Origin of the sequence: Nocardioides sp. CCNWLW216, assembly GCF_037120545.1 — a bacterium.
GTDB classification, from domain to species: Bacteria; Actinomycetota; Actinomycetes; order Propionibacteriales; family Nocardioidaceae; genus Nocardioides; species Nocardioides lianchengensis.
Genome location: NZ_JBBBBJ010000007.1, coordinates 163,463 through 186,778 on the forward strand (window position 1 = coordinate 163,463; position 23,316 = coordinate 186,778).

The 23,316-nt window shown below is 68.9% G+C and carries 15 protein-coding genes and 1 pseudogene; 9 read left to right on the plus strand and 7 right to left on the minus strand.

What is annotated here, in order from left to right; genetic code table 11:
* The first annotated feature begins 153 nt into the window (after positions 1 to 153).
* Positions 154 to 408, plus strand: a complete 255-nt coding sequence (locus tag V7S47_RS16990) for a hypothetical protein (RefSeq protein WP_336562680.1) — start codon at positions 154 to 156, stop codon at positions 406 to 408.
* Positions 401 to 598 (plus strand): helix-turn-helix transcriptional regulator, encoded by a 198-nt coding sequence (locus V7S47_RS16995; protein WP_336562681.1) that lies wholly within the window; start codon positions 401 to 403, stop codon positions 596 to 598. The genes V7S47_RS16990 and V7S47_RS16995 overlap by 8 nt, the downstream gene beginning before the upstream one ends.
* Positions 599 to 729: 131 nt before the next feature.
* Here the strand turns inward: V7S47_RS16995 and V7S47_RS17000 are convergent, their stop codons facing one another.
* From V7S47_RS17000 to V7S47_RS17030, 7 genes are all read right to left on the minus strand, one after another.
* Positions 730 to 1,092: a hypothetical protein gene (locus V7S47_RS17000; protein ID WP_336562682.1), complete on the minus strand. Its 363-nt coding sequence runs from the start codon at positions 1,090 to 1,092 to the stop codon at positions 730 to 732.
* A gap of 38 nt (positions 1,093 to 1,130) precedes the next feature.
* Positions 1,131 to 1,721 carry a nucleotidyltransferase domain-containing protein gene (locus V7S47_RS17005; RefSeq protein ID WP_336562683.1) on the minus strand — a complete coding sequence of 197 codons (591 nt, stop codon included), beginning with the start codon at positions 1,719 to 1,721 and terminating at the stop codon, positions 1,131 to 1,133.
* Between the two features lie 640 nt (positions 1,722 to 2,361).
* Positions 2,362 to 2,934 (minus strand): hypothetical protein, encoded by a 573-nt coding sequence (locus V7S47_RS17010; RefSeq protein ID WP_336562684.1) that lies wholly within the window; start codon positions 2,932 to 2,934, stop codon positions 2,362 to 2,364.
* Between the two features lie 85 nt (positions 2,935 to 3,019).
* The gene (locus V7S47_RS17015) at positions 3,020 to 3,580 is read right to left on the minus strand and encodes a hypothetical protein (RefSeq protein WP_336562685.1); all 561 of its coding nucleotides are present in this window, start codon (positions 3,578 to 3,580) and stop codon (positions 3,020 to 3,022) included.
* A 33-nt stretch (positions 3,581 to 3,613) separates the two neighbouring features.
* Positions 3,614 to 4,516 (minus strand): hypothetical protein, encoded by a 903-nt coding sequence (locus tag V7S47_RS17020; protein ID WP_336562686.1) that lies wholly within the window; start codon positions 4,514 to 4,516, stop codon positions 3,614 to 3,616.
* A gap of 396 nt (positions 4,517 to 4,912) precedes the next feature.
* Positions 4,913 to 11,296 carry a hypothetical protein gene (locus tag V7S47_RS17025; protein ID WP_336562687.1) on the minus strand — a complete coding sequence of 2,128 codons (6,384 nt, stop codon included), beginning with the start codon at positions 11,294 to 11,296 and terminating at the stop codon, positions 4,913 to 4,915.
* A 159-nt stretch (positions 11,297 to 11,455) separates the two neighbouring features.
* Positions 11,456 to 12,616: a tyrosine-type recombinase/integrase gene (locus tag V7S47_RS17030; RefSeq protein ID WP_336562688.1), complete on the minus strand. Its 1,161-nt coding sequence runs from the start codon at positions 12,614 to 12,616 to the stop codon at positions 11,456 to 11,458.
* A gap of 560 nt (positions 12,617 to 13,176) precedes the next feature.
* Here V7S47_RS17030 and V7S47_RS17035 point away from each other — a divergent pair.
* From V7S47_RS17035 to thrS, 7 genes and pseudogenes are all read left to right on the plus strand, one after another.
* Complete coding sequence (locus tag V7S47_RS17035) at positions 13,177 to 15,378, plus strand: MMPL family transporter (protein WP_336562689.1); 2,202 nt, start codon at positions 13,177 to 13,179, stop codon at positions 15,376 to 15,378.
* 4 nt (positions 15,379 to 15,382) lie between these two features.
* Positions 15,383 to 16,606, plus strand: coding sequence for a sensor histidine kinase (locus tag V7S47_RS17040; protein ID WP_336562690.1), 1,224 nt, complete (start codon positions 15,383 to 15,385; stop codon positions 16,604 to 16,606).
* A pseudogene (locus V7S47_RS17045) lies at positions 16,603 to 17,272 on the plus strand (response regulator). Before V7S47_RS17040 ends, V7S47_RS17045 begins: the two are co-directional and overlap by 4 nt.
* A 157-nt stretch (positions 17,273 to 17,429) precedes the next feature.
* Positions 17,430 to 19,607 (plus strand): glutamine synthetase III family protein, encoded by a 2,178-nt coding sequence (locus tag V7S47_RS17050; RefSeq protein WP_336562691.1) that lies wholly within the window; start codon positions 17,430 to 17,432, stop codon positions 19,605 to 19,607.
* 65 nt (positions 19,608 to 19,672) lie between these two features.
* On the plus strand, positions 19,673 to 20,359 hold the full coding sequence (locus V7S47_RS17055) for a hypothetical protein (RefSeq protein WP_336562692.1): 687 nt from the start codon (positions 19,673 to 19,675) through the stop codon (positions 20,357 to 20,359).
* A gap of 44 nt (positions 20,360 to 20,403) precedes the next feature.
* Positions 20,404 to 21,096, plus strand: coding sequence for an NADPH-dependent F420 reductase (locus V7S47_RS17060; RefSeq protein WP_336562694.1), 693 nt, complete (start codon positions 20,404 to 20,406; stop codon positions 21,094 to 21,096).
* A gap of 168 nt (positions 21,097 to 21,264) precedes the next feature.
* Positions 21,265 to 23,268, plus strand: a complete 2,004-nt coding sequence (gene thrS / locus V7S47_RS17065; RefSeq protein ID WP_090860065.1) for a threonine--tRNA ligase — start codon at positions 21,265 to 21,267, stop codon at positions 23,266 to 23,268.
* The last annotated feature ends 48 nt before the right edge of the window (positions 23,269 to 23,316 follow it).

Sequence of the window (23,316 nt, forward strand, 5' to 3'; positions counted from 1 at the left end):
GTGCGTACCCCCTCCCGCTCACCACGCCAGGGGTACGAAACTGGTGAGGTCCTTGAGGCAGCCTGAGCACCTTCCTGTCCACCCCCGAGCCGCGACGTCGCGCACCGCCCACTCGATCGCCAGGACGACATCCCTTCTCTCGGAAGGAAGTTCATGCACCCCATCCAGATTCCCGACGACTGGGACGACCGGGGACTCCTCACCTTCGAAGAGTTCTGCGACCTCATCCGCACCCCCCAACGCACCGTCCGCGACTGGCGCCAACGCGGCGTCGGCCCCCGCTGGGCCCGCTTCAACGGCTGCGGCCGCCTCTACGTCACGGTCGCCGAGACCCGCCGATTCCTCAGCTCCGCCACCACGAGCAGCCGCTCGATTCACACGCCCAGCCAGGAGAAGCCCCGTGACTAGAAAGCGAGAACTCCCCGTCTACGTCAGCCTCGACGAAGCCGCGGAGATCATGTCCCTGTCCACCCGGACCATCCGCCGCCGCATCAGCGACGGCACCATCCCCGCCTACCAATGCGGGCGCCGCTCCATCCGGCTGCGACTCGACGAACTCGAAGCCGCGTTGCGGCGCATCCCCTCGGCTCGGCGGTGACCGCGATGGACGCCGGCAATCCGGGGTTGCGCGGGGGAGGCCCGCCGACTCACGACGACTGCTCGCACTGGCCCCAGAGTCCGGATGAACGGAGAACTCATCGTCCGCGAGCCTTCCGTGACGTGGTTCTTCTATCCGCCGAGCCGGACGATCTCGGTTGCCAGCTCGACCAACGAGTCGGCCCTCCGTACCAGCGGCTCGGCCTTTGCGCCGGTGATGAGGTTGGTGCCGTACTCGACGTCACCCTTGACCGCGAGCAGCTCGCGTAAGGCGCGCTCGGCAGTCGATGCGGCGGGTCGGGCACCCAGCGCTCGTCGTAGCTCCTTGGCTGCTGTGGCGTGGTCGGTGCCCTTGCGAGTGGAACCGGTCAGCACCGTGACGATGGCATCTTTCGCGCAGATGCCGGCGTGGATCGAGTCACCGGCAGCTGGCGTGTACCGCCCGGCCGCGAGATTGGCCGCAGCGGACGCGACGTACTCCTCGGCCTTCTTCAAGTAGTTCCTGGCGTGGTTGCGTTGCTCAGCCGTCGCCATCAGGCGGCGCCACGGCTGAGGACCGGCTTCCGACCCACCAAGGCGACGCCGTCGCGCACGATGTCGGCCACCACCGGCTCAGCCTCCTGCGCCCTCTCTGCGAACTCGGCCGGGGTGAACACGAGGACGTCGCAGTCATTGCCTAGTCGCGCTCGCACGGTGTCCTCGAGCTCGACGCGCCCGCCCCAACTGGCAGCGGCGATCACCGCGAGGTCGACGTCGCTGGCCTCCGTGGCTTCCCCACGGGCGATGGACCCGAAGAGCAGCACGGCCTCCACCTCCGAGCCAACCGCCTCGGAGACGGCTGCACGTAGCGACGCTATTGGATCAAGAAGCGCCCGCAACGGCGCCACCGATGCGTGCGCCTCGTTGATCTCGTGAATGCCGGCCCTACCCACCGTGCGGGAAGTGACCAGACCGAGGTCGGTGAGTGCCTTCAACGCCTCCTGAACTGACCACAAGCTGTGCTCGTCACTGACGATGCCGTGAATCTGCCGGCCGGTCAGCGGCTCACCAGTGCGCAGCAGAACCGCGAGTACCGCTCCACGAGCACCCGGCATCACTCCACCGAAGGGCTGGTTGAAGTACATACGTCTCAGACTACGCCGTGATTGGTTTCACAGTCATATGAATGCCATGACAATCGTAGGCGGCTAGGGGCGGAGACCGAACAGCCCGATCCGTCGCGGAGGGGTGCCCGGCGACCGCCAACGGTTCACAGTCGTCCATCAACTTGGCACCTTGCCCTGCAAGCTAACCCCGGCTGGCGACTGCAGATGATGCCGCAGGATTGAGCGGCAGGCACACCGGTTCGCCGCGGCCTTCCTCGCGCCAGCTGGTCCAATCGTCGAAGATCTCGAAGCGTTTGGCGGCCGGGTCACCCTGAACACGCTCAGTCAGCTAAAGCGCAACTGGGGCATCAGCATTGAAGCCCTGGTCGTGCGGTTCCAACACCCCGGCGTCAACGAGGCGGACCAGGCCACCGCTCTCCACAAGCAGATCTCGAAGCGCGGCTGCAACACCGGCGAGCCAGTGCTTGTCTCAAACGAGAAGCCGATCTGGTTCGTCGGGGCGCTCGAGAAACACGCTGGCGGGCGGTCGACCCCGTCGCGATCGCAGTTGCGAGCGAGCGCCTGGGTAGCTCCCACCTGCAGCGCTGCCGGGGGTGGGACGACCTTTTATCAGGAGGCGGCGACGTTGTATCGCTGGCCGATCGCAGATCAGCTCGCTCTACCGGCTGAAGGTCTCTCGGAATTCCAGCACCGAGCTCAGGGAGAGGGAAGCCCGCGTCCGGTGCACGTCGCGCTTCTCGATGCGTCCGGCCGCGACGGCTCTGCGGATGGTCTCGTGGCTGCAACCGACCATCATCGCGGCCTTCATCCAGGAGACCCACTGTTGCCGCTCGCCGGCGTACGCCGCGACCTCGGCCTGGCGGACCCACCAGCGGGTGCTGACCTTGCGGGCCTCTAGCCGTCCCTGGCGGGCCAGCCAGACTACGTGGTCGCTGTGGGCGAAGCCGAGCTGCTCGGCCGCTTCGGTGGCCTGAATCCAACCCTGAGGCTCCGGAGGCCGAATGCGCCGGCTCTCATGGTCTGCCCGACGCCGCTTCCGACGCGCGACCTCCTCGCGCCACCAGGACGCGAACGCCTCCACGGACCTGCGCTCGAGACTTCCCCGGCCCCGACCGCGGACCTGCCGGCGCTCGATGCGCCCGATGCGGGCGTAGTGCTCGACCGTCGAGACCGGGCAGCCCGCCAGCTCAGCGGCCTGCGTCCAGGTCAGCCAGCCCGAGTCATCGGTCACGAGAGCGATCATGCCCGCGGCAACCCGGGAGAGAAACTCGCTCCTGAGGTCAATTGGAGAGGCCGCCGACCATCAAGAGACCGCCTCAGCCTGTCCGTCTCCAGGGCATGTCGTCGAGCGGCACTTCGTCGTCCTTCGCCACCGCGACGAGGTCGTCAGTGGCTTTGATACCAATTAGGGCCCGCAGGATCCAGAGAAGTCGGGCTGCACCATGAACAAGAACGAGAAGGCCAAACTCGAACAGGAACGGCGCGGAAGGCTCAGCTCCAGCGAAATTGACAACCGTGGCTGCGACAAAAGCAAACCCGGCAACGAAGCCCGACAGGCTGCTCGACACCCACGTGCGCTTGAGAGAATCCCCAGCGTCGGCGCGGAATTTCCTGAAGCGCGGGGCGTCGCTGCTGAGTCCGAAGACCACCACGACGCCGGCAAATCCGGCGACAATGGCGGACGGACCGAACATGGCGATGTAGAGGTCTCGGACCGAGGAGTCGTTGGTCCCCGCCAGGGATGACCACGGGCTTGGGACGCGCGAGATGTTCAACTTCGACAGGATCGGCGGGACGGTCACCAGCCAGTGAAGCGTGACGAATCCGACTAGGAGTATGTCGATGCTGAACGGATGGTCGTGCAGCGTCCTACGCACTTGCCACACCTCCAGACCCCCGCCCGGTCGACTCTACAGCTGCTTCTTGAACTCCTGAATAGCCTCGGCCATGGCTGCCATCACAACAGGTGCCGACGGCTCTTCGTCTTCCGACTCGCCCACCTCCTCGATGAACGTGACACGGTCCCGGACGAAGTCGATCTTGTCGCGTTCGAGCTCACCGTCCTCACCCGGGACGAGGAGTGTCGCTGATGCGTGCTTGACACCGCCCTCCCTGAGGATGTCGCTGACCGCGTCGGTGAGCTGCCTTGCGGCTGGACCATCGGGCCTGACGTGCCCGAAGCTGACCGTCATCTCGACGGAAACGCCGCCACCTACGGCCTGCTGAGCATCTGCCATCGCACGCCCCAGGTCGCTGGTCGGCTCAGCATCTTCGAGAGCGTGCGGCTCGACTCGCAACCGGATCTTCGTGGCACCCTGCGCCACGGCGAGCCGCTCCAGTTGGTCCTCTCGTACAAAGGGACGAAGCTCCAGCGTCGAGTCAGTCGCGGTGTACCCGCCGGCCATGCTGAGCCATGACTCTAGGGCAGAGAACGAGGGGCCGCCGGACGACCGTAGAACGGCGCAGTATTTGGTGTTGCTGACCTCGACGAGGTACGCCGGCTCCAGAAGCGCACCGACGGCACCGGTGGAGGCCAAGGTCCCGTGGGTGCCGTCGACGCCCCGGACATCAGGCCAGTCGGCTCCGGGTCGAAGCTTTGCGATGTAGAGGTATTCCGCCGCGGGACTCTTCGTGAAAGTCGCCTCACCCTCGAGCTTCCGTCCGCGGTAGATCGTCCGACGGTCGTCCTCATCCAAGGTGCCGATGTGAGTGTGGATGTCCTTCCAGAAGCCGGCCGCGATCGACTTGGCGTTGCCCTTCTTGTCGATCACCACTGGTTCGAAGAAGTACACGGTCCGCTGCTTGCCCGACATGGGCCCACCTCACGCTTGGAATCTCTGGCGAGCAAGATCCTGTCAGGCTCTTCCTGGCGGAGTGACGAAAGTCAAAGATTTCCTGGTCCGGGACGACCGTCGACAGCCGGCGCAGCGCCTGATCGGTGACCTGACTCATCACGTCGGCGTGCTCCAGCTGGTGCCCGTCGCCCTCGAAGGGGCACTGGGTTCATCGAGCAGGTGGAGGTCAGCGCGCCGACCGCGGCGGAGCGAAGCTGGAGAAGGTTGGCCAGGTCGCCGTCGGCAACCGTTGGATGATCTCGGCGGCCGTGTCAACGTCTTCCTCGCAGTCGCGTTCACCAGCACCTCCAGCTGTAGGTGCTGGTGCCGTCGGTCGGCTGCGCGCTGGTCATGGGTTGCGCCTCAGCCTCCGACTCACAGATCGCCGCGGCTGATGAAGTCCCTCAGCACCAGCCGGGGCATCGCAGCAGCAAGCAGGGCAAAGCCGCGCTCCCTGATGACGAGCGCGGTCCCAGTGAGCCGCGGCCAAGGCTGGTGGTAGTCGCTCGTCTCGTAGAGCGACCGCCACGTCCTGAGCGCGGCGATGGCTCCTGCACCGTCGTGAAGCGCGAACCGTCCACCATGATCTACTGCGGCCTTCAACGCAGTTAGCAACACTGCACTGGGGGTGGCTACGCGTTCCGGCACCCCGAGCCCCTCCCGACTGTCCGAGTCGGCGCCCACGTGCATATCCAGACCCACCAGGGGTGCGGCAGCGCCGGGTGTCGCAGCCATCATTGACCAGTCCCGGTGCCAGTGCCCCAGGCCCGCACTGGCGAACGGCGGGTAGTCCAAGCCCGCCCGCTCACCCGCCTCACGGACCTCGAGCCCGCTGTAGCGGACTACCAGCACCTCCCCGTCGTCGGCGCTGCGGCCCTCCGACGAGCGGAGAACCTCGGCACAACCTAGGATGCGCCAGCCGTCGCCGAAGTCGTCGAGCTCGTCGAAACGAGTGATCAGCCTCGTGTTGGTCGTGCCGCGCAGCCCATGCGCTTCGGCGGCGGTCTGGGCATCGCCAGCCTCGGGAGCCGGGATAGCCGCGAAGATCTCGTTCCACACCGGGTCGAGGTGACTCGGCGGCGCGACGATCGGTGGCCGAGGTTGCCGGGTCGCCTCTAGCTCAAGCGCGAGCGTCGGCCGATCAAGGAGAGCCTCAGCGAGTTCAGACTCCCGCGACGCGGGTTCGCGCAGGCGGCTTTGGCGAAGATCTGCTGATCTGACACCGGCCGCGACGCCTTGGAGCGCGGCCTCGGTTGCCTCGTTGATGGCCAGCCATGCGTCCGGCCAAGTACCCGTCCTGCCGCGGTCGGCTTGCAGGGCGCGGAGTTGACGTCGCATCCGGCGGACGAGCGGCTCCTCGTCGAAGGCGGCCGCTACCCGGCGGACAACCGCCGCCCCCAGGCCGGGCAGGAGTGCCTCGGCAGCTGTCAGGCGCGCGCCGGCGACCTGATTGACGATCTCCAGGGCCGCACCGTCGTCACCGCGCGCCTCCACACGCGCACCGGAGGGTGTCCACAAGCCGGGGGGTGTGCCGAGGAGTTCGGGGTCGGCCGGCTCCGGGGCACCCGGTGCAGGTGGCGGGTAGAGGAGGCTGCGGGCGAGTACACGAACGGTCAGTTGCGGACCATCGGCCAGGGCGGTCAGCGCGTCCCTGCTCGGGGCCAGGACCGGCGATCCGGGGGTCGTGTGCCGGGTGAGCAGGCAAAGGAGCCACGTGAGGGTGGCCGGGTCGGAGAGGTGGCCAAGTGCGTACCCGATGCCGTCGGCTGCGGTGTTGGGCCGCTCGATCAGGAGATATTCGGTCGCAAGCATTGCCCGGCGCTTGGCCTCGCGCTCGGGCCGGGCCAGGCCCGCAATCGTCGCTGCGGCGAACACGGCGTCGATGTCGCCGGGCACGGTTTGGCCGTCATCCGGTGACGGCGGGTCGTAGGGGAGGTCCGGGTCGTCGTGGTTATGGATGCGGGGGGTCCGGGCGGCCACCACGCCCAGGGCGGCGTCAAAGCACTCGAAGGCGATGTCGTATGAGCCTGCTCCAGCCTGGTCCAGCGCATCTTCGACGAAGGCAAGGACGAGTGCCTGGGTGATCCCCCAGGTTGCACTGCGATCGCTCCGGATGGCTCGGGCCACCTCGTCGCCGACGACCATCAGGACCGTGTCGGAGTCAGCCAACGTCGCCTTGCGTAGGGATTCCAGGTGAGTTGCGCCTCCGAAGGCGAGCCAGCCACCACGGCCGCGTGCCCGGGTCCATGCGAGGGTGCCTGCGATCGCAGCAAGGGTGGGTTCGCCTCGCAGTTCGAGCCCGTCGGCCAGCGCGGCGAGAACGTCGCTTTCGCGTCCGAGGCCGTTGCCGTCAGCGATCTGTCGGAGATAGACCGCTGCCTCATCGTGGCGCCTGTCCTGGGCCATCTCGAGAATCCGGAACCCAAGCACGTTCGTTGCCCGGTCGATGACCCAGGCCTCGGAGGCCTCGGAGTAGGGCCGCGTCTGCCAAGCGCGGACAGCGCGTGCCATCCCGATTGGGCCGTCCGGGAAGGCCGGCAGGATCATTGAGGCCAAATTCTCGGCCTGCCCGCGCCCCTGCGTCGTCGCCCTGGTCCCCGATCCTGCGCCTCCCTTCGCTGGCGTGGTCACAGCGGGCATCGGATTCACGATGGCGCGGGCTGCCCCGACGGCGTCATTGACGGCCGCGACGGCCAAGTTGTCCGACGTCACGAGGTCGTCGCTGTTGGTGTATGAGTATCGGGGCGGCCGTTCGTCGAGTCGTGCGAGGCAGGAAGCCAGGATCCGGCGGGCGCCCGGGTCCGTCGATGCTGCCTGGGCAATCTTTGCCATGGAGCCGGGATCTGCACTGTCGAGGGCAGGGCTGATCGTCAGACGCAACGCGCCGGCAACGATCGGATCGGCATGCGCAGCCCACCTGCGCCAGACCTCCGTGAGGCCCTCCTGCAGGACGTCGTCAGGATCGTTGCAACTGGCATGTAGCGCGGGTGCGACTAGCGAAACGAGCCCTGAAGGGTCGGCCGCAGCCAGCAGGTCCCACCATCGACCGGGCGCCCCGCTAGTTCCCTTGCCGTCGGTGTGCATGATCACGTGCTCGCAGATCTCCTGCAACGCAGGCAGCCGCGCTCGTGCCCGTCGTGGGTCAGCGTCGATGAGTGCCGGGAACGGGTCAAGAAGCTCGTAAACCGTCACGTCCTTGCGCCAGCCGTAGGCAGCCAGCAAGCGGCATGCCTGGGTCCACGTGCCACCGGCCGCGTCGCGTTCACCGGCGGCCAGCTCGATTCGTGCCGCAACAAGCCGCGTCTCGGCGATGTCGCTGTAGAACGTCGCCTCCGTTTCCGCAGTCCGTGCACGTACCAGCGACCGAACGTAGGCACCTTTCGATGTGGGCGCTGTCCTTATCGTCATGTTGATGACCCAGTCAGACGGCAGCGGGCCGCCGAGCTCGCCGGACAGGGTTGTGGAGATGTCCGCACCCACCCTGCGAATCAGGCCGACCGCGCGTTCCCACACGTCGTCGTCGGAGATGAGGCGCACGGCGTCACGCACGGTGGCCTGCACGAGTCCATGGATCGGGTAGAGGTCGCAGGCTCGCGGGTCGCCAGCGAACGGCCGCACGTCGACAGTCAGCAGATCCAGCGCGCTCGTGACCGCATCGTCGCGCTCAGCCGCATCAACGTTCCTGGCCCTGGCAAGGGAGACGCAGAAGCGTAACCAGCATCGGTACCAGCCAGGACCAACGATGAGCGCCTCAACAACGTTCAGGCCCCCGAGGTCGACCCGCGCTGCCGAAGTGAGCCTGTCCAACCACGTAGGCAGGACCGCGTCTTCCCACCTCACCGAGCGCTGTTGCACCTCGCGGGTTAGATCCAGTAATTCCTGCCGGTTGTGAAGGGCCGCGACGTCTAGGTCATCCGCTGCCAGCCCCAGATCGATGACACGCGCCAGCACGCCATCCGGTAACCCGTGACCGACCGATGCCCACGCCCACGTTCTAGCGGTGCACGATGACCCGGTGACTCGCCCGGCGGCCACGGCCTCGGCCATGGCGAGACAATAGGGGCCGGGACGGTCCAGCAGGTCCATAAAGGACTCCGCCTCTGAGGTTCCGTAGATGTCGCTGATGAGCCGCAGGAGCTTCCCTGGTGCGAGCTGCTGGTCCTCGTACCCCTCGGCCACCGCCTCCCAGCGGATGGGCCCGTCCAAGTCATCTTGCCCTACCGGCGCCGGGTGGCCGGAGGCCGATATCTGAGGCCGGGGAGCCGATGCCGCGAAGGACAGTCTGAGTCGGCCACGTAACCACGCCAGGTCGACCGCCCGGTCGGAATCCGCGCCGTAACTGGTGTTGTCCGTCTCGGACTCCAACAAGTAGGCGCCCATGTACTCGCGCCAGGGTGGCACTGCGCCGAGCCGGTCCACGGCAGCACACATCTGCAGGCCCGCCCGCCCGGCCATGACGGTTCGCCCGTCGTGCAGCAGCCGATCCGAGACCGCATCGGCGCCAACCAAGTCGACGACCACATCAGCGAACGGGACAACGGTCGACTCGAACCGTTCCTCCTGCAACGTCTCCGCCGCACGTCCAAGTTCCACACAGCGAACCGCCGAGGCCCAGTCACCGCAGCGCACCGCACTCGTCGCAGCTGTCGCCAGGCATGATTTGATCGCCGAGGCCGGGAACGCGGCCGCGACGGCGTTGACGACGAAATCGTCGTCAACGAGGGCCACAGCCTCCTGATGTCGTCCCGCCCGGGCCAGAAGGGGAAGCAGGTGCCGGAAAGCACGGGTCTCCTGGAACAGCCCACGGCCCTGGAGCCAAATAGCGACTGAACCAAGTACCGCATCAAGCGCTTCGGCGTCGTCCTGCATACGTTGGCGCAGAAACCGACCGAAGGACTCGTGGTAGATGCGGAGCCGGCCCTCGCCCGACCGTTCCACTATGACCGGGGCCAGAGCATCTAGTGCGGCGTTGACGCGATGGCCCGAGAGGGGATTGATCTCGCGCAATTCCTCTCGAGTCACCGCGAAGTCGATGACCCCGATTACCTCAGCGACCCACCAGGTTCTCGGCTCCAGCGACGACCAGAGGTGCTGGTAGTAGTTCAGGAGGGTTCCGTCGAAGGATGGCAGCCCCAGGATCGCGGTTGCGGGGTTCTCAACGTGCGCAGGGTCGCGCAACGTTTCCCTACATAGATATGTGGCGTAAAGGGCGTTGCCCCCGGAGCGATCCACCAGCGCGTCCAGGACCTCCTTCGCCTCGTCCCTCTGTACCCGATCCGACCCGTCGGTTCCGTTGCGGTCAACCCGCACACGCATGCCCAGCCGCCCGGCAAGAGCCTTCAGCTCGGACCGGGTCAGACCGGGTACCTCGACTGGCGGCGCAGCATCTTCGAGAAGTGGCACGAGGTGGCCACCGGGTTGGCTAAGCACGATGAGAGCGCTCCCACGGGGGAGCAGCAGCTCCGCGAGCGCCCGCGCGATCTCCAAAGAGGCGTCGAACCCGACCCGGTCGTTCCGGACCCGAGTGACGTGGTCGAGCCCGTCAACAATGATGGCAACCGGCCTCGACGGCTCATGGTCAATCGCCGCCGCGACCGCGGCGACAAGGGCGTCCTCGCCGGCAGCCAGCAGGGGCCGCTGCTGGCGTACCGCCTCCGGGTCGGCATCCGCGACGTGGGCGAGCAGACTGCCGAACATCGACTCGGCAACCACACGCGCCTCGCGCTCGTCGTCTGCGTCGCCCAGGTAGCAGTAGTGCTCGGCCACGAGCCACCCGTCGTCCCCGAGACGAGCCACAACTTGGTCGCACAGCCACGACTTGCCGTGTCCGGGAGGCGCCGTGACGACGACGGTGCCACCCGACGACCCGTCGGCGGCGGCCACGGCAGCCCCGACGACCGCGTCCACGGACCTCCTACGATCGATCGCCACGGTCGGATCTGCCGGACGTGCCCGGGTCACAGCCCCGTAGTCCTGCCGCAACTGCGCCCGTCGGAGGATGTCCTCGCGCGAGACGACAGTCGTCCCCTGACGCGTCGTGCGAGCCAGACGGATGAACGCCTCAGCGACGTCGACGGCGGAGCGCCCCTGGTTCGGGTACGAACCGGCGCCGATCTCGATGCGCATACGATCCAGCAGCAGCGCCTCGGCCGGCCCCGGTGACGTCAGGTCCCAACTCGCCCTTGGGGCCTCCACCTCGACGATCGCCCTGTCGCAGAACCAGTCGAGGTCCGCACGCGAAACCGCGCGATCCCCTCCACGAAGGAAATCGAACGGCGCTCTGTCTGCGCCCTCCCGGCCCCAGAGCAGGTCAGCGTCGAATCGGTACCGAAGTGTCGCCATCCCTGATTGGAATGGGCCAGGGTCAGGAGTAGCCCGGCGGAGGACAGCGAGCAGAGCGCCGTCGACAGGTCGCGCGTCGCGAAGGACGATCCGGTACTCAGTCGCCGCGGCTGCGGCACCTGCAATCTTCCTGTCCTTCGACGCCGCAGCGACAAGCAGGTCCAGTCGCAGGTCCCGTTGGTCGCTCGTGAACGTCGCAAGCGTCAGGGGCCTGGCATCACTGTCGGTGTGCTTGAACTGGGTCCGCTCGCGTTCTGCGCCGCTCGTGGACGTCAGATCGTCAAAGCGGTCCCCGGTGTACAACTTCTCGTCCACAAGAACCGTGTGAGCGACACCCAGGACCACGTCGACAAGGCGGCAGGCCGTCATGAGGTCCTGGTACTCGTAGCCACGATGAGCGGCAGTCAGCCCTGTCACGCTGCCACCCGATCACATAGCGTGAGCCAATGTCACCCGCCCGGCGCTAAGCGAGACGCTGCTCCACGCGTGCGCACTCCGTGATCATTCCTCGGATCGGCGCTAGTGACACTCTCATGCCGCGATTCGCGCGGTTCAGGACCGCATCATTCCCCCCGCCTATGAGCCAGCCAGCTCCGACAGGCGCCTGGCGATCTCGGCGTCGCGATCGGCAGCCGCGTGCTGGTAGCGCATCGCCGCACCTGGGGTTGAGTGACCCAGGCGACCCATGAGTTCCGCCAGCGTGGCGCCGGTCTGCGCGGCCAGGACGGCGCCGGTGTGTCGGAGGTCGTGCCAACGGAGATCTGGACGCCCAGCGGCCTCGCGGGCCGGGTAGTAGACCTTGTAAAGAGTCGCCGGGGCCATGTGGCGGTTGCTGTCGCCCGCGGCCGGGAAGAGCAGCGACTCTCTGCCGGGTGCGGTGTGGTCGGAGAGGTGGTCCTTCACCAGCGGCAGCAGGTGCGGTGGGATGGCGATGTCGCGGACGCCGGCGTCGGTCTTCGGCGGGCCGATGATGAACTCGCCGTCGACCCGGACCACTCCACGGCGGACCTTCACGCGTCCGGTGCGCAGGTCGATGTCGCCGCGGCGAAGCTCGGTCAGCTCGCCGAAGCGCATGGCGCACCACGCGGCCAGGAGCGCCATGAGCTTGTAGCGGTCCGGCATCTCCTCGACGACCGTCCTGAGTTCTTCGAGGCTGGCTGGCTGGACGTGGTGGGCGCGCTTCGCGCTGCCGGCTCCGCGGATCTGAGCCGGGTTGTAGGGGACCAGCGGATGGGGTCGCTCCGAAGCCGCGCTAGCGAAGATGGTGCGGAGGAGGCTGTAGGCGTGGGCGCGAATCGTTTCGCGTCCGGGCGCGAGGGCGTCGTACCAGGCGTTCACGTCGTCAGCCGAGATCCGGTCGATGCGCTCGTCACCGAATGTTGGGTAGATGAACGTGTCGAGCAGCATCCGGTACTGCTGCCTGGTCGTGGGCCGCAGCGCGCGACCCTGCGTCTTCCTCGTCTCAAGCCAGATGTCCGCGTACGCCTGGAGGGTCGGCACCGATCGGCTCGCCGCCCCGCGCGCCGCCACCTCCGGGGCCCACACCTCCATCTCGATCTCGGCGCGACGAGCCGACAACCAGGCCACGGCGTCGTCCCGAGACGCGAAGGTCATCGGGGCGCGGTAGAGCCGACGGTCGGGCCCGGTGTAGGCCGCCCGGTAGCGCCCGTTGTCCCGTTCCTCGATCCGTCCGAAGCCGCGTCGAGCCCTCTGCTTGGACGAAATCTTTTGGCCCATCAGTATCGCCTTTCGGGGAATAACCGGGGAACAACGCGGTCATTTCGTGTCCGGAAGTGTCCGAACCTGTCCAAGGGCGAAATGCCCTCTGACCTGCGAGTTTACCCCTAAAGATGGACCTGGAGAGCGGTCTCGTGGTAGCCCCATTCTCAGAGGTTCGAACCCAGTATCGCCATTGGCGATTCGGCCCGCTGTCCGTGCGCAATGGCGGCCGGTGAGTCAGACCATCGCCGTCAACTCCGCACCGACGCGGCGATGTGATCACCTGTCGCTTCGCTGACGATCTCGAGCGCCCATCCGAGTAGTTCGATAGCAGCAGACCTGAGGCCCAGACGGAGCTTCATGGAGTAGGACCCGTCGCTGATTGCCTCCGAGAATCTGGGTGCTTGTCGCCGAGCCTGTCTAGTGCCGATGCACCATGCGGCCTGCTCGACTCGTCGCACCGCACTACTCCATGACGGTTTCTGCGGCCGATGCCCGCGGGCGGTCTCGGACGGGACCGTGGGGGTCGTGCGCGGATCGGCCGCGCCACCTCTGCGAACTGTCTGGAGTGAACGATCGTGGCGACTCTTCTCTATCGGATCGGAAAGTGGGCCTTCCGGCGGCGCCGCCTCGTGGCCGGCCTGTGGCTGGCGGCCGTCCTGGCGGCGGTGGTCGCGGCTGCCGTGGCGCCGTCGGGCGACGAGGAGGACCTGACGATGCCCGGGACCGAGTCGCAGCAGGCCTTCGACCTGCTCGAGGAGCGGTTCCCGGGCAGCAACGCGCAGGGGGCGGAGGCCAGGCTGGTGTTCCAGGCGCCCGAGGGCCAGCTGCTGACGACCGCCGAGAACCGGGCGGTCGTCGGCGACGCGCTCGGGTCCCTGTCGGGCGGCGCCCAGGTCGGATCGATCTCCGACCCGTTCGCGGACGGGACGGTCAGCGACGACGGGACCATCGCCTTCTCGACCGTCGCCTACGACTCCGAGGTCGCAGACCTGGAGGAGGGGACGACGAGCGCCCTGGAGGACGCCGCCGAGCAGGCCCGCGACGCCGGCCTCACCGTCGAGGTCGGGGGGTCGGCGCTGGACGCCGAGGTCGCGCTGGGAGGTACGACGGAGCTGGTCGGCGTCGCCGTGGCCGCTGTCGTCCTGGTGCTGACCCTGGGCTCACTGGTGGCGGCCGGCCTGCCGCTGCTGACGGCCTTCTCCGGGGTCGCCATCGCCTTCGGGGCCATCGCCGTGCTCGCCGAGCCGCTCGGCCTGACGTCCACGGTCGCGATCCTCGCGCTGATGCTGGGCCTCGCGGTCGGCATCGACTACGCCCTCTTCATCACCTCGCGCTACCGCGACGAACGGGCTCGCGGGCACGCTCCCGAGGAGGCCGTCGGTCGCGCCGTCGGGACGGCGGGCTCCGCGGTCGTGTTCGCGGGCGCGACGGTCGTGATCGCGTTGGCCGGGCTCGGCGTCGTCGGGATCCCCGAGCTGACCAAGATGGGCCTCGGGGGCGCGGGTGCCGTGGGAGTGGCCGTCCTGGTCGCGCTGACCCTGCTCCCGGCGCTGCTCGGTCTGTTCGGACCGCGGGTGCTGTCGCGGAAGGTCCGCACGGCGCAGCGCTCGGGCGTCCCGCGCGAGGAGCGGGACGGGCTGGGCGTCCGGTGGGCGCGGTTCGTGCTGAGGCGTCCGGTGGCGGTGCTCGTCGTGGCCGGGTTCGGGCTGGCCGCGGTCGCCGTACCGGCCCTCAGCCTCGAGCTCGGGCTGCCCGGGGACGAGTCGAAGCCGATGGAGACGACCCAGCGCCGGGCCTACGACCTGCTCTCGGACGGGTTCGGTCCCGGCTTCAACGGGCCGCTCACCGTCGTGGTCGACACCAGCGAGTCCTCCGACGCTCCAGCGGCGGTGGACCGCGTCGGCACCATGCTGCGCGAGATGGACGGCATCGCGTCGGTGGGTGAGCCGGTGCTCGACGAGGCGGGCGCCACGGCCCTGATCACCGCCGTGCCGACCACCGCGCCCACCAGCGCCTCGACCACGGACCTCGTGGAGGACATCCGCAGCGTCCGCGCGGACGTCGAGGACGAGACCGGCGCGGAGGTCGTGGTCACCGGCTCCACCGCGGTGAACATCGACATCTCGCAGGCGATGGCCGACGCGCTGGTGCCCTACCTGCTCGTCGTCGTCGGACTCGCGATCCTGCTGTTGACGATCGTCTTCCGATCGGTGCTCGTGCCGATCAAGGCCGCCCTGGGCTTCCTGCTGTCGGTGGGAGCCGCGTTCGGGGTGTTGGTGGCCGTATTCCAGTGGGGCTGGGGCGCCGACCTGCTGGGAATCGAGCAGACCGGCCCGGTCATGTCGCTGATGCCGATCCTGGTCATCGGCATCGTCTTCGGCCTGGCCATGGACTACGAGGTCTTCCTCTTCACGCGGGTCCGGGAGGCCTACGTGCAGGGGGCGACAGCGGACGAGGCGCTGGTCGAGGGCTTCCGGCACAGCGGTCGGGTCGTGACGGCGGCGGCGGTCATCATGTTCAGCGTGTTCGCCGGTTTCGTCGGGATCCACAGCCCGACCATCCAGACGATGGGCATCGGCCTGGCCTGCGCCGTCGCCTTCGACGCCTTCGTGGTGCGGATGGCTATCGCGCCCGCCGTGCTGGCGCTGCTCGGCGACCGCGCGTGGTGGCTGCCGCGTAGCGTGGACCGCGTGCTGCCGCGCGTGGACGTCGAGGGTGAGGCGCTGAGCGTGCCCACCCGTCAGGAGCCGGCGCCGGAGCCGGTCGAGACCCGCTGACGCGATGACGACGACGGCCGACCTCCTCGTTCCTCCCGCGCGCCGCTGGCGGCGCGAGGGGGTCGTCCTGGCCACCACGTTCGCGATCTGCCTGCTCGGCGGCGCCATCCACGTCGACGACCGGTGGGGTGCGCCGCCGGCAGCGGCCTACCTCATCGCGGTGATCTCCTGCGTGGCCCTGCCCCTGCGGGAGCGTCGTCCGGTCGTCACGGTCCTCGTCACGGCGGTGTGCGGGGCGGCCGTGGCGCCGCTCGGGCTGCTGCTGACGCCGCTGATCGTGGCCCCAGCCGTCGTCGCGGCGTACGCCCTGGGCCGACGTGTCCGGCGTCGTACGACGATCCAGGTGCTCTATCCGTCGGCCGCCCTGATGATCATGGCCACCGTGGTCGCCGGCGACCTGTCGTGGCAGGACGCCAGCCGGCTCGGCATCGTCGTCGCCTTCCCCCTCGTCGCCGCGCTCCTCGGCCACGCGGCCCAGGACCGGCGGGCCTACCTCGCCGCCGTCGAGGAACGGGCCCAGCGCGCCGAGCAGGACCGGGAGAACGAGGCCCGGCGCCGCGTCGACGAGGAGCGGGTCCGCATGGCCCGTGAGTTGCACGACCTGGTCGCCCACCAGATCACCCTGGCCAACGCGCAGGCCACGGTGGCCGCCCACGTCTTCGACGCCCAGCCGGACCGGGCTCGGCGCAGCCTCGACGACCTGGTCGAGACGACGGCACAGGCCCTGGACGACCTGCGCGCCACGGTCGGGCTGCTGCGCCAGCAGGGCGAGGCGGCCTCCTCGGTCGAGCCCGCACCTGGTCTCGACCGGCTCCCGGCGCTCGTGGAGTCCTTCCGCCGCGCGGGCCTCGAGGTGACGGTGGAACACGACGGGCCGCCGCGCCCGCTGCCCCCGGGGGTCGACCTCACGGCCTTCCGGATCATCCAGGAGGCCCTGACCAACGTGACCAAGCACGCCGGCGCCGGCACCGCCCGGGTGGGCCTCTTCTGGGCCCGCGACCTCCTCGGCATCACCGTCAGCGACGACGGCCGCCCCAGCGGTACGCCGTCGCCCGTCACCCGCGCGCCCGGTCACGGCCTCATCGGCATGCGCGAGCGGGCCGCCGCGGTCGGCGGCCACCTGTCCGCGGGCCGCCGCCCCGAGGGTGGGTTTAAGGTTGCCACCCACCTGCCGCTGCCGCCGGTCCGCGCCCGCTCGGACGTCGCGCGGGTCGAGGAGGCGCGATGACCCTGCGCGTGCTGCTCGCCGACGACCAAGCCCTGCTCCGCGAGGCGTTCCGCACCCTGCTCGACACCGCCGACGACATCACCGTCGTCGGCGAGGCGGCCGACGGCGGCGAGGCGGTGCGGCTGACCCTCGAGCTGAGGCCCGACGTGGTGGTGATGGACATCCGGATGCCCGACGTCGACGGGCTGAGCGCCACGGCCCAGATCTGCGCCGACCCCGACCTGGGTGGCACCCGCATCCTGATTCTGACGACCTACGAGACCGACGAGCACGTCGCGCTGGCGCTCCGCGCGGGAGCCAGTGGGTTCATCGGCAAGGGCATCGGCGCTCGCGAGTTGCTCGACGCGGTCCGCGTCGTCGCGGCGGGGGGAGACGCTGCTGTCGCCGGCCGCCACCCGGGCGCTGGTCGCGCGATTCCTGGCCGTGGCTGACGACGCGCCGCCGTACGCCCCCGAGGCGCTCGACGTGCTGACCCCGCGCGAGCGCGAGATGGTCGCGCTCGTCGCCACCGGACTGTCGAACCAGGAGATCGCCGACCGGATGTTCCTGAGTCCGTTCACGGTCCGCGCCCATGTCCAGCGCGCGATGACCAAGCTGGACGCGCGGGACCGGGCGCAGCTCGTGGTCATCGCCTATCGGAGCGGTCTCGTGCGGCCCACGTCCTAGGCCCGGCCCGGAACGAGCGACGCGCGTCACACGGCCCGGAGTTAACACGCGCGAAACATGGACGACCCATGACGTCTCATCGGCTCGCTAGGTTCCGCTTCGTCTCGGCTCCACCAGCCGCGGAGAAGATGTGGCTCGCAACGTAGGGGAACTGCCCATGAGTGGAAACGCTGTTCGACTGCAGGCGATCAAGGACGTCGAGGCCTACACGCCCCCCGCCGTCAGCTTCGACCCGGGCGAGGAGCCCGGCTCGATCTTCGGTCAGAACGTCTTCAGCCTCACCGTGATGCAGAAGCGTCTGCCCAAGAGCGTCTACAAGTCGGTGCTCTCCACGATCGAGAAGTCCACCCCGCTCGACCCCGACGTGGCCGACGCCATCGCCTCCGCGATGAAGGACTGGGCCCTGGAGAAGGGCGCGACCCACTACGCGCACGTCTTCTACCCGCTGACCGGCCTGACCGCCGAGAAGCACGACAGCTTCCTCGACCCGGTCGGCGACGGTACGGCGCTCGCGTCGTTCTCGGGCAAGACCCTGGTCCAGGGAGAGCCGGACGCCTCGTCGTTCCCCAACGGCGGCCTGCGCAACACCTTCGAGGCCCGCGGCTACACCGGCTGGGACGTCATGAGCCCGGCGTACATCCTCGAGAACCCCAACGGCAACACGCTCTGCATCCCCACCATCTTCATCTCGATGACCGGTGAGGCGCTCGACCACAAGACGCCGGTGCTGCGCTCGCAGCAGGCGATGGCCGTGCACGCCAAGCGGGTGCTGAACCTCTTCGGCCACACCGACCCCGAGAACGTGGTGGCCTACTGCGGCCCCGAGCAGGAGTACTTCCTGGTCGACAGCCACTTCTTCCTGGCCCGGCCCGACCTGCTGAACGCCGGTCGCACCCTCTTCGGCGCCAAGCCGCCGAAGGGCCAGGAGTTCGACGACCACTACTTCGGCGCCATCCCCGAGCGCGTGCTCGGCTTCATGATGGACACCGAGCGTGAGCTCTTCAAGCTCGGCATCCCGGCCAAGACCCGGCACAACGAGGTGGCCCCCGGCCAGTTCGAGGTCGCGCCGATGTTTGAGCGGGCCAACGAGGCCTCCGACCACCAGCAGCTGCTGATGACGACCTTCAAGGCCGTCGCCAAGAAGCACGGCATGGAGTGCCTCTTCCACGAGAAGCCCTTCGACGGCGTCAACGGCTCCGGCAAGCACGTGAACTTCTCGCTCGGCAACTCCGAGCTCGGCAGCCTGCTCGTGCCCGGCGACACGCCGCACGACAACGCCCAGTTCCTCGTCTTCTGCGCCGCGGTCATCCGCGCCGTGCACAAGTACGGCGGCCTGCTGCGCGTCTCGGTCGCCTCCGCGTCCAACGACCACCGCCTCGGCGCCAACGAGGCCCCGCCGGCGATCATCTCGATCTTCCTCGGCGACCAGCTGGCCGACGTCTTCGACCAGATCGCCAAGGGCGGCGCGACCCGCTCCAAGGAGAAGGGGACGCTGACCATCGGCGTCGACACCCTGCCGAACCTCACCAAGGACGCCGGCGACCGCAACCGGACCTCGCCCTTCGCCTTCACCGGCAACCGCTTCGAGTTCCGCGCCCCCGGCTCCAACCAGACCGTCGCGGCCCCGATGGTCATCCTCAACACGATCATGGCCGAGGCGCTCGACCACTGCGCGTCGTACCTCGAGTCGGCCGTGGCGGCCGGCACGGACTTCAACGAGGCCGTGCAGTCGCTGCTCTCGGAGATCGTCGCCGACCACGGCGCGGTCATCTTCAACGGCAACGGCTACTCCGACGAGTGGCCGGTCGAGGCCGAGCAGCGCGGGCTGAAGAACCTGCGTACGACGGTCGACGCGCTGCCCGAGCTGATCTCGCCCGAGGCCATCGAGCTCTTCGGCAAGTACGGCGTCTTCACCGAGCACGAGGCGCACAGCCGCTTCGAGATCGGCGCCGAGCAGTACATCCTCGCCGTCGCGGTCGAGGCCAACCTGTCGCTCGAGATCGGCACCACGACGATCCTGCCGGCGGCCCTGCGCTACCAGACCGAGCTGGCCCAGAACGTCGTCGCCCTGAAGGCGGCCGGCGTCGAGGCCGACGCCTCCAGCCTCGAGACGGTCACCGCGCTGATCGGCGAGCTCCGGGCCGGCCTGGCCGAGCTCGGCTCCGCCGTCGCGCACGACCACCCGGAGGACCCGCTGGAGGCGGCCACCTTCACCCGCGACTCGGTCATCCCGGCGATGACCAAGGTCCGGGCGGCCGCCGACAGCCTCGAGGGCGTCGTGGCCGACGACCTGTGGCCGCTGCCGACGTACCAGGAGATGCTCTACATCCTCTGACGCGGATGGGGAAGGGCCCGGGCTGACCATGTCGCCCCGGGCCCTTCGCCGTGTCCGATGGGTGCATGCGTCGCTTCCTCGGCTCCGTGCTCGCCCTCCTCACCGCCCTCGGCCTCGTGCTCGCCGTCGCGCCACCCGGCCGGGCGGCGGACCCGTTGACCGGCCGCCTGGTCTCCACAGACGGGGGCGGCGGCGTGGCCGGGGTGACGCTGCGGCTGCGCCGGGTCGTCGCGGGGGAGCCGGGCGCCGTCGTCGCCACCGGTACGACGTCCGCCGACGGCTCCTTCTCCCTCGACGCCGGCGCGGCGCCGGACGACGAGTACTACGTCCAGGTCGCCGCGGGCAGCCACCAGGGCGGGTACGTCGGCGGCTCGCCCCGCTACGTACAGCCGACCAGCGAGCTCGCCCAGACCTGGGGGCCGAGCGCGAAGCTGGGCAAGGTGCGGGCCAACCCGGCGTACCTGCGCGGGGTGCTGGTCGACGCACGGACCAAGCGGCCGGTCCGCGGCGTCCGGGTGGCCGGCGGCACCCAGGGCCTGAGCCCCGCCGACACCGACGTCACGGACAAGCAGGGCCGCTTCGTCATCCGGGGGATCACCTGTGAGGACGACTGCTACCTGCGCTTCCGCGGCCGCCCGCGCGGCTACGAGAACGGCTACCGCGCCTGCGGCGGGGACGTGGTCGCCACCTGGGAGGATGCCTGCGCGTCCCCGCTGGGCCGGGTCGGCCGGGTCCGCATCCAGCGGCTCTGACCCGACCCGGGAACACCGGAGACCGTCTCCGGGTTGGACCGGTCATGACCACCATCGGACTGATCGGAAGCGGCAACATCGGCGGCGCGCTGGCGCGCGCCCTGACCACGGCGGGGCACGACGTCGTGCTCAGCAACAGTCGGGGCCCGGAGACCCTGCAGGACCTGGTGGGCGAGCTCGGCCCGCGGGCGCGGGCGGCCACCGCGGCGGAGGCGGCGGAGGCCGGTGAGATCGTCGTCGTGACGATCCCGCTGAAGAACTACCGGCAGGTGCCGGTCGAGCCCCTGCGCGGCAAGGTCGTGATCGACACCAACAACTACTACTTCGAGCGCGACGGCCGCATCGCCGAGCTGGACGAGGAGCGGACCACGACCTCCGAGCTCCTGCAGGCGCACCTGCCCGAGTCCAAGGTCGTCAAGGCGTTCAACAACATCTACTCCGACTTCATCGCCAGCCTGGCCCGCCCGGCCGGCGACGCGGAGCGCAGCGTGCTCCTGATCGCCGGTGACGACGACGGGGCCAAGCGGACCGTGTCCGCCCTGGTCGACGAGATCGGCTTCGACGCGTACGACGCGGGCCCGCTCGCCGACAGCTGGCGCTTCGAGCGCGACCAGCCGGCGTACGGCGGTCCGTACGTCGAGAACCCCGACGGGACCTGGCCGCCCAAGGCGGGCAAGCCCGCGGGGGCGGAGGCCTTCCGCGAGGCGCTGGCGCAGGCGAAGGGCGCCCGCGCCTGATCGATCCGGTGGTCGAGGAGGGCGGTCGGGTGCGGGGATCTCGACGGGCGCTCAGGACTTCGTCCGTTCGCTGCTCGATCACCGGTCAGGCGAAACCGGGGCGAGACGAGGGCGGACCCACCGATACGATCGGTGGGTCCGCTTTTCCGTTCCACCAAGGAGCTCCTCGTGTCCGACATCAAGGTCGTCATCGTCACCGCAGACGCGCGTGAGGACCGGGCGACCACGACGGGCACCAAGGCCTGGGAGCTCTTCGCCGACAACGCGGACGTCATCGCGGCCCGGGTCTCGACAGGCTCGACCGGCGAGAGCTCCCTGAAGGACCTGTCGTACGTCCTGGCCGACGGCGACGTCGTCGAGGGCGTCGAGATGGCCAGCAAGGACGGCCACGACATCCTGCGCCACTCGACCGCGCACGTGATGGCGCAGGCCGTCCAGCAGCTGTTCCCGGAGGCCAAGCTCGGCATCGGCCCGCCGGTCACCGACGGCTTCTACTACGACTTCGACGTCGAGACCCCGTTCGTGCCCGAGGACCTCGCGAAGATCGAGACCGCGATGCGGAAGATCATCAAGGAGGGCCAGCGCTTCGAGCGCCGGGTCACCACCGACGCCGACGCGATCGACGAACTGCAGGACGAGCCCTACAAGATCGAGCTGATCGGCCTCAAGGGCGGCGCGGGCGCCGACAACACCGAGGGCGCCTCCGTCGAGGTCGGGGCCGGCGAGCTGACCATCTACGACAACGTACGCCGCAACGGCGACGTCGCGTGGAGCGACCTGTGCCGCGGCCCGCACCTGCCGACCACCAAGCGGATCCCGGCGTTCAAGCTGATGCGGAGCGCCGCGGCGTACTGGCGCGGCGACGAGAAGAACAAGATGCTGCAGCGCATCTACGGCACCGCGTGGGAGTCCAAGGAGGCGCTCGAGGAGCACCTGCACCGGATCGAGGAGGCCGAGCGGCGCGACCACCGCAAGCTGGGCCGCGAGCTTGACCTGTTCAGCTTCCCCGACGAGATCGGCTCCGGCCTGGTGGTCTTCCACCCCAAGGGCGGCGTGATCAAGCGGGTGATGGAGGACTACGTCCGCCAGCGCCACATCGAGGAGGGCTTCTCCTACGTCGGCACGCCCCACATCACCAAGGACCAGCTCTTCTACACCTCGGGGCACCTGCCGTACTACGCGGACACCATGTTCCCGCCCATGGAGTTCGAGGGCTCGAACTACATGATCAAACCGATGAACTGCCCGATGCACAACCTGATCTACCGCTCGCGCGGGCGCTCCTACCGCGAGCTGCCGCTGCGGTTGTTCGAGTTCGGTTCGGTCTACCGCTACGAGAAGTCCGGCGTGGTGCACGGCCTGACCCGCGTGCGCGGCCTGACCCAGGACGACTCCCACTCCTACGTTACCCCTGAGCAGGCGCCCGGCGAGATCCAGCACCTGCTCGACTTCGTGCTGGGTCTGCTCCGCGACTTCGGGATCGACGACTTCTACCTGGAGCTGTCGACCCGCGACGACTCGAAGCCCGACAAGTTCGTCGGCTCCGACGAGGACTGGGCGGTCGCGACCAAGGTGCTGGAGGACGTGGCGGTCGCGTCCGGCCTCGACCTGGTCCCCGACCCGGGCGGTGCGGCGTTCTACGGCCCCAAGATCTCGGTCCAGGCCAAGGACGCCATCGGCCGGACCTGGCAGATGTCGACCATCCAGTACGACTTCAACCAGCCCAAGGGCTTCGAGCTCGAGTACAACGGCGCCGACGGTCAGAAGCACCAGCCGGTGATGATCCACTCGGCCAAGTTCGGCTCGCTGGAGCGGTTCTTCGGCGTCCTCGTCGAGCACTACGCCGGCGCCTTCCCTCCGTGGCTCGCGCCGGTCCAGGTGCAGGCGATCCCGGTCGCCGACACCTTCTCCGACTACCTGTACGACGTCGCGAAGCAGATGCGCGCCGCCGGCCTGCGGGTCGAGGTCGACGACTCCGACGACCGGATGCAGAAGAAGATCCGCAACGCGCAGCTGCAGAAGGTGCCGTTCATGCTGATCGCCGGCGGCGAGGACGTCGAGGCCGGGGCGGTGTCCTTCCGCTACCGCGACGGCCGCCAGGACAACGGAGTCCCGGTCGCCGAGGCGATCCAGCGGGTCGTCGACGCGGTCGCCTCGCGCGAGCAGGTCTGATCGAGCAGCGGGCCGTGAGGCACGAACGGCCCGCGTGGGCTCGGTCAG

What these genes read in the sequence shown, in the direction of transcription:
- V7S47_RS16990 (WP_336562680.1), top strand. Translation starts at nt 154, where the DNA reads ATGCACCCCATCCAGATTCCCGACGACTGGGACGACCGGGGACTCCTC.
- V7S47_RS17050 (WP_336562691.1), top strand. Translation starts at nt 17,430, where the DNA reads ATGAGTGGAAACGCTGTTCGACTGCAGGCGATCAAGGACGTCGAGGCC.
- V7S47_RS17040 (WP_336562690.1), top strand. Translation starts at nt 15,383, where the DNA reads ATGACGACGACGGCCGACCTCCTCGTTCCTCCCGCGCGCCGCTGGCGG.
- V7S47_RS17005 (WP_336562683.1), bottom strand. Translation starts at nt 1,721, where the DNA reads ATGTACTTCAACCAGCCCTTCGGTGGAGTGATGCCGGGTGCTCGTGGA.
- V7S47_RS17060 (WP_336562694.1), top strand. Translation starts at nt 20,404, where the DNA reads ATGACCACCATCGGACTGATCGGAAGCGGCAACATCGGCGGCGCGCTG.
- V7S47_RS17030 (WP_336562688.1), bottom strand. Translation starts at nt 12,616, where the DNA reads ATGGGCCAAAAGATTTCGTCCAAGCAGAGGGCTCGACGCGGCTTCGGA.
- V7S47_RS17020 (WP_336562686.1), bottom strand. Translation starts at nt 4,516, where the DNA reads ATGTCGGGCAAGCAGCGGACCGTGTACTTCTTCGAACCAGTGGTGATC.
- V7S47_RS17055 (WP_336562692.1), top strand. Translation starts at nt 19,673, where the DNA reads ATGCGTCGCTTCCTCGGCTCCGTGCTCGCCCTCCTCACCGCCCTCGGC.